Raw genomic sequence first — 5,024 nt, forward strand, 5'->3', positions numbered from 1 at the left:
GAACGCAGCATTCGTGAACTCGCAACCGGTTTCAGTTCCGCTGAGATCGCCGCCGTCTCTCTGTTCGAATTCATGTACGGCGCGGAAGACTTCCCGCTCTCGCTTCTCAAGCGAACGGCGCCTCATCTGTCCGGGCTGCTACGTGTCGTGGTGCTCGATATGATCGCCGTTGGCACCGAAGATACCTACCAGTCGCTGCTGTATCTCGGTCAGGCACCGACCGAGGGGAGGGCATGACGATGGTCGCTCTCACTCGCCGGAACGCCCTTGCTGCGCTCGTCGGAACCGGCGCGCTCGGCATCGCCGCCGCCCTCCCACAATGCACTCGTGCCGCCTTGGCTTCTGAGGTCGATCCGATCTTCGCTGCCATCGAGCGTCATCGAACAGCTTGGCACCGCTTCATCGGTCCCGGCATCGATGATGCCGAGCGAGAGGGGGCGGGATATGTCGAGCAGGAAGCCTGGGACGATTTCGCCGACACCCATCCAACGACGCCCGCCGGCCTTGCCGCGATGGCCGCTTATGCGACCCATGCCCCGAGCGGTGCCGAAGACGTAGACAACCTCCTGCGAGCGATGCGCACCATCGCGACGGTGACGGCGCACTTTGCCGCAAAGGCGGTGGCGGTCTGATGGGCGGTCCTTCACCCCTCGACGTGTTCGCGCCGTTGTCGAACCCGCAGGCCGAACGCATTGCTGCGCTGGCCGCCCGGATCGGACGCGAGACGGCCGATTGCGCCGTGCTTCTGTTCCCGCTGCCGATGCCGGCTGAAACACGCCAGCGGTTCGAAACGGAAACGGTCTCAGCCATCGCCGAAGTCCTGGATGAGTTCGGGCAGCTCATGCCGTCCGACCGCCAGCGCTTCCAACAGATCGCGGCCCTCGCCTTGGATCGTCGGCTCGCGCACCACACCATGCAAGGGCAGACGGGAGGGCGGGCGTGAGCAACGTCTTGTCGTTCCCACCGACCACTACCCGGCAGGTCGGTCCGGCTCCTCGCGGCGTCAGGACCCGCGTCCTGATCGAAGACGAGATCGAACGGTTGATCAGCCTCCTCGATGTCATCGACGGCGATCCGGACGCGGAAGACGACGGCGCGGCCGAACCTTCGTTGGGCTGGACGCTGACCATGGCCCACGGAACGACCGACGATCGCGAGGAGGGCGTTCGATGAAGCTTCCTGAGATCCGCGCCGCGCTTCTTGTCCTGGCAGGCGACATCGAAGGCAGGGGCTTGGAGGCGCAGGCCGGAAAGCTACGCGTCCTTGCCGAAGAAACGAAGCGTCGTCCTCCGGTCCGTCGTGCGCCTGCGCGTGCACGAGCCGTCACGCCCGATCTGGAGGACCGCATTCGCGAAACCGCTGGCGCTCATCCGTCGTGGTCGCTGCACGAGATCGGTGCCGCCTGTGGGGTCAATCAGGGACGCGTGTCGGAAGTCCTGGCGGGTTTCCGCAGATGACCACCGTTGCGTCACGGAAATCGCCTGTGTCCTCGACGGCGAACGGAAAGCGAACCTATACTCGTATGAGGCGGGCATCGAACCCCGGCCGTCAAGCAGCCTTACAGCTTGCGCAGTACGGCCAACGTTCGGGCTCCGACACGATCCGCAGGGATAGGCCGGCCAGCCGACAAGCCGAGAGCACCTTCGGTTTCCCTGCGGTCCTCGGTGCAGTCGCGGAAGGTGTCGCGATGGTAGATGGCGAAACTTCAATCAGTCTGTCGGCAGCCGTCCGAATGACTTTCGATGTTCTATGTTCAAAGCTCGGGGCGGATGAGCATAATTCGAATATTGAACGCGCAGAGGAGTTGTTATTCCGAGAGCTTGCAACCGGCCGAATTACTGCAACGGGTTTCCCGCAGAAGTTACATCATTCACCGTCAGGACAAGTGCAAGCCCAAGAAACAATGCCGGCTTCGGCCTGGCTGATTGCTTCGGCTGATCGGGCGCTTTTTGAGAATGGGAGAGCGAACCTGATCGGATACATCGATCATGCCAGCGAGAATGATGACTGCGGTCTGATGACGGTGCGTGGCGAAAAGCAGGCCTCTTGGATCAAAATCCGTATCGTACGTTCTGAACTGAAAAATTGGCTTGGGAAGCTTCAGACCAAAGCATTGATTGGATCTCCTCATAGGCAGTTGAAACAAAGCGAACCGGAAGAACGCGGTGAAGCGCCACGATTGAAGGTTGGTAGGAAGCCGAAGTTTGACTGGGAGGAATACGAGCAGGCGTTCCTTATGAAAGTTGACGAAGAAGGGCAGCCTGAGAAGAGCAATGTAGAGGGTTGGCAAAGCCAAGCAGATGTTGCGCGATGGCTTCAAAGCTTGGCTGAACGAGAGCGTTTGGAAATGAGCTTCGATAGCGCGAAAAGAAAAGCCAGAGCGATGATGGGGCGTAATAAGGAATAACAAACCTTCGAGCATTCTGCCCCATTCTGACCCATTCCGCCCTTCGCGTAGCAAATAGAAAGAAGCAAATTCCTCCACATCGCACAAATACAGCGAGAGACGGAGGTAAAATTGCACAAGAACAATCCAGACCGAGGGGCCATGAGCGTAGACGAGTTCTGCGCCTGGGCATCGATCGGTCGTGCAAAATTCTATCGTGAGGTCGGTTCCGGACGCATCACGCTCCGCAAGATCGGCCGCAAGTCCATCGTCACCATGACCGACGCACAGAACTGGCTCAACGCTCTGCCGGTCGTCGGATCGAAGGAGGCTGCTTGAACTATGATTGTTCATGTTGAAGCCGGCCGCGCTGACGGGCGCGACCGGGCTTCAGAATGTGTTCTGTGGCGGAACGCTTCTGACGTAGACCAGAACCCCGTCCTTTTCAATCAGGCCGCTTACATCGCAACGCGATTTGCTGTCAGCGCCAGCGTTTCTCGCGTCTTGGCGGAACACGCTTTCGCGGGGAAGGCCGGCTGATGGCCGAACTCTCCCCTGCCGACGCCGAAGCGCAAGTCGCCTTCGAAGTCTACACGGACGCTCAAGCCCGAATGCTGCGAACCATGCGACCCGAAGACGGGATCGCCGCTGGCCGCGCCTACCGGCGCTTCCTCGACGTGTTCCTCACCCCCGATCAGCGCCGCCAGTTGGATGCGGCGAACATCGTTCCCTTCAGGAGGAGCGCATGAGCAATCCGCGCCTCATACCTATCGACAACCTGATCCGGCGTCCCGATGCCCGCCAGACCTCCGACGAGGATCTGACGGCATTGGAAAGCAGCATTGCCGAGGTGGGACTGTTGAACCCCATTACCGTCAGGGCGATGCCGGACGGCATGTTCGAGATCATCGCGGGCTCGCACCGCTACACGGTCTGCGACGGGCTCGGGCACTCCGAAATCCTCTGCCACGTCGTGGAGATGGACGACCTTCGCGCCGAACTGGCGATGATCGATGAGAACCTGTGCCGGGCGGAGTTGTCCGGCATCCTCCTCGACAAGCAGACGGCGCGGCGAAAGGAAATCTACGAGGAGCTACACCCGGAAACGCGGCATGGCACTCCCGGCGTAAGTCGCCAAGTTGGCGACACACGTGAACGGTCCGAAACGACTGAACGCTTCACCGTCGAAACCGCTGCTCTAACCGGCCGATCGGAACGCTCCGTCCAGCGTTCTGCCGAGCGAGGTGCGAAGGTGACGCCCGAAGCGGCAGAATTGATGCGCGGCACGCGCCTCGATACGGGAACCTACGCCGATCGCATCAAGGACATACCCGCTGCGGAGCAAGCCGAGAAGGTACGCCGCGACCTGACGGAGCCGGCGCGACCGGCATCGGCTCCAGCGCCGAAACCTGCACCTGCGCCGGCTGGCGCCAATCCGAACGTCTACAACCGCTTCATCGAGCTTGCCGACGAGGTGGAAACGCTTCGTATCGCCGAACTGATCGCCAGTGCAGGCCGCCAGCGTTCGACGCTTGGGCAACGCGCCTCCGGTCTTGCGGACATGATGAGCGACATCATGGAAGGTTTGAACCGATGAGCCGGTATCGCAAGGTCGACCCTCGCATCTGGAACGATGCAGGTTTCCGGCAACTCACCGACGCCGGCAAGCTGGCTTTCCTGTTTCTCATCACGCATCCGAACCTCACCTCGCTAGGGGCGATGCGGGCCACGCTTCCGGGTCTCGCGGCCGAACTCGACTGGCAGGAGGAAGGCTTTCGGGAAGCCTTTCTGGAAGCCCTTCAGCAAGGCATGGTGGAACACGACGCGAAGGCTCATTTGGTCGCCCTTCCGAACTTCATCCGATACAACCCACCTGAGAGCCCAAACGTCGTCAAAGCGTGGGCTGGTGCGGTCGATCTGTTGCCCGAATGCGACCTGAAAGCCCTTGTTTTACAACGCGCTGAAGCCTCTGCGGTAGGCATATCGAAAGCCTTTGGCGAAGCCTTCGTACAAGCCTTCGCGAAGAGTATGCCTTATCTGAAACAGGAGCAGGAACAGGAGCAGAATAGAACTCCTAGCCAAGGAGCAGACTTATCAGAAAGGGGCTCTAGGGGCGCTGACGGTAAAAGGCGGGGCCGGCTCGCTGTGGTGGCTGGTGCCGGGCGCGCTGCCGGCGGGGAGGGGGCTCGATGAAGTTCGACCTCCATCAGCACCAGTCTGCCGCCCTCGACATGCTCCGGGCTTCTCTCCTGGCTGGGAAGAAACGGCCGATGATCCAAGCTCCAACGGGCTTCGGAAAGACCCTGTTGGCGGCGGCGATCGTGGAAGGGGCACTGCGCAAGGGCAAGCGCGTCCTGTTCGTGGTGCCGTTCCTCAGCCTCATCGACCAGACGGTCGCCGCCTTCGCCGCGCAGGGCATCGAGAGCGTTGGCGTCATGCAAGGCTATCACCCGCTGACGGACGGTGACCAGCCGGTGCAGGTGGCGTCGATCCAGACGCTGCAGCGCCGTCAGTTGCCGCAAGCCGATATCGTCCTGATCGATGAAGCGCACCGCGTGTTCCAGTTCCTTGGCGACTGGATGGCGATGCCGGCCTGGGCTTCCGTGCCCTTCGTCGGCTTGTCCGCGACCCCATGGGC

The 5,024-nt window shown here is 61.3% G+C and carries 11 protein-coding genes; all 11 read left to right on the forward strand.

Annotated features, from left to right (window positions below; all coding sequences use genetic code 11):
- Nucleotides 1-237: hypothetical protein (locus F9929_RS24255; protein WP_193227906.1), on the forward strand; the 237-nt coding region annotated here is incomplete at its 5' end.
- Nucleotides 234-632 (forward strand): hypothetical protein, encoded by a 399-nt coding sequence (locus F9929_RS23765; protein WP_152049032.1) that lies wholly within the window; start codon nucleotides 234-236, stop codon nucleotides 630-632. The genes F9929_RS24255 and F9929_RS23765, both read left to right, overlap by 4 nt.
- Nucleotides 632-943 carry a hypothetical protein gene (locus tag F9929_RS23770; RefSeq protein WP_152049033.1) on the forward strand — a complete coding sequence of 104 codons (312 nt, stop codon included), beginning with the start codon at nucleotides 632-634 and terminating at the stop codon, nucleotides 941-943. Before F9929_RS23765 ends, F9929_RS23770 begins: the two co-directional genes overlap by 1 nt.
- Nucleotides 940-1,173 (forward strand): hypothetical protein, encoded by a 234-nt coding sequence (locus F9929_RS23775; RefSeq protein ID WP_152049034.1) that lies wholly within the window; start codon nucleotides 940-942, stop codon nucleotides 1,171-1,173. Before F9929_RS23770 ends, F9929_RS23775 begins: the two co-directional genes overlap by 4 nt.
- On the forward strand, nucleotides 1,170-1,457 hold the full coding sequence (locus tag F9929_RS23780; protein ID WP_152049035.1) for a hypothetical protein: 288 nt from the start codon (nucleotides 1,170-1,172) through the stop codon (nucleotides 1,455-1,457). Before F9929_RS23775 ends, F9929_RS23780 begins: the two co-directional genes overlap by 4 nt.
- A 230-nt stretch (nucleotides 1,458-1,687) precedes the next feature.
- On the forward strand, nucleotides 1,688-2,407 hold the full coding sequence (locus F9929_RS23785; RefSeq protein WP_152049036.1) for a hypothetical protein: 720 nt from the start codon (nucleotides 1,688-1,690) through the stop codon (nucleotides 2,405-2,407).
- 141 nt (nucleotides 2,408-2,548) lie between these two features.
- Nucleotides 2,549-2,725, forward strand: a complete 177-nt coding sequence (locus F9929_RS23790; RefSeq protein WP_152049037.1) for a DNA-binding protein — start codon at nucleotides 2,549-2,551, stop codon at nucleotides 2,723-2,725.
- Nucleotides 2,726-2,925: 200 nt separating this feature from the next.
- Nucleotides 2,926-3,135, forward strand: a complete 210-nt coding sequence (locus tag F9929_RS23795) for a hypothetical protein (protein WP_152049038.1) — start codon at nucleotides 2,926-2,928, stop codon at nucleotides 3,133-3,135.
- On the forward strand, nucleotides 3,132-3,983 hold the full coding sequence (locus F9929_RS23800; RefSeq protein WP_152049039.1) for a ParB/RepB/Spo0J family partition protein: 852 nt from the start codon (nucleotides 3,132-3,134) through the stop codon (nucleotides 3,981-3,983). The genes F9929_RS23795 and F9929_RS23800 overlap by 4 nt, the downstream gene beginning before the upstream one ends.
- Entirely contained in the window at nucleotides 3,980-4,579 is a 600-nt protein-coding gene (locus F9929_RS23805; RefSeq protein ID WP_152049040.1) for a hypothetical protein, read from the forward strand. The genes F9929_RS23800 and F9929_RS23805 overlap by 4 nt, the downstream gene beginning before the upstream one ends.
- Nucleotides 4,580-4,617: 38 nt before the next feature.
- Nucleotides 4,618-5,024 (forward strand): DEAD/DEAH box helicase (locus F9929_RS23810; protein ID WP_235919534.1); only part of this gene is annotated, 407 nt, incomplete at its 3' end.

This window comes from Aureimonas psammosilenae (genome assembly GCF_009176975.1).
In the GTDB taxonomy this organism is placed as follows: domain Bacteria; phylum Pseudomonadota; class Alphaproteobacteria; order Rhizobiales; family Rhizobiaceae; genus Plantimonas; species Plantimonas psammosilenae.

Excerpts from the sequence above, each read along its gene's own strand:
- F9929_RS23800 (WP_152049039.1), top strand. The coding sequence starts at position 3,132 with ATGAGCAATCCGCGCCTCATACCTATCGACAACCTGATCCGGCGTCCC.
- F9929_RS23770 (WP_152049033.1), top strand. The coding sequence starts at position 632 with ATGGGCGGTCCTTCACCCCTCGACGTGTTCGCGCCGTTGTCGAACCCG.
- F9929_RS23795 (WP_152049038.1), top strand. The coding sequence starts at position 2,926 with ATGGCCGAACTCTCCCCTGCCGACGCCGAAGCGCAAGTCGCCTTCGAA.
- F9929_RS23780 (WP_152049035.1), top strand. The coding sequence starts at position 1,170 with ATGAAGCTTCCTGAGATCCGCGCCGCGCTTCTTGTCCTGGCAGGCGAC.
- F9929_RS23790 (WP_152049037.1), top strand. The coding sequence starts at position 2,549 with ATGAGCGTAGACGAGTTCTGCGCCTGGGCATCGATCGGTCGTGCAAAA.
- F9929_RS23805 (WP_152049040.1), top strand. The coding sequence starts at position 3,980 with ATGAGCCGGTATCGCAAGGTCGACCCTCGCATCTGGAACGATGCAGGT.
- F9929_RS23765 (WP_152049032.1), top strand. The coding sequence starts at position 234 with ATGACGATGGTCGCTCTCACTCGCCGGAACGCCCTTGCTGCGCTCGTC.
- F9929_RS23785 (WP_152049036.1), top strand. The coding sequence starts at position 1,688 with ATGGTAGATGGCGAAACTTCAATCAGTCTGTCGGCAGCCGTCCGAATG.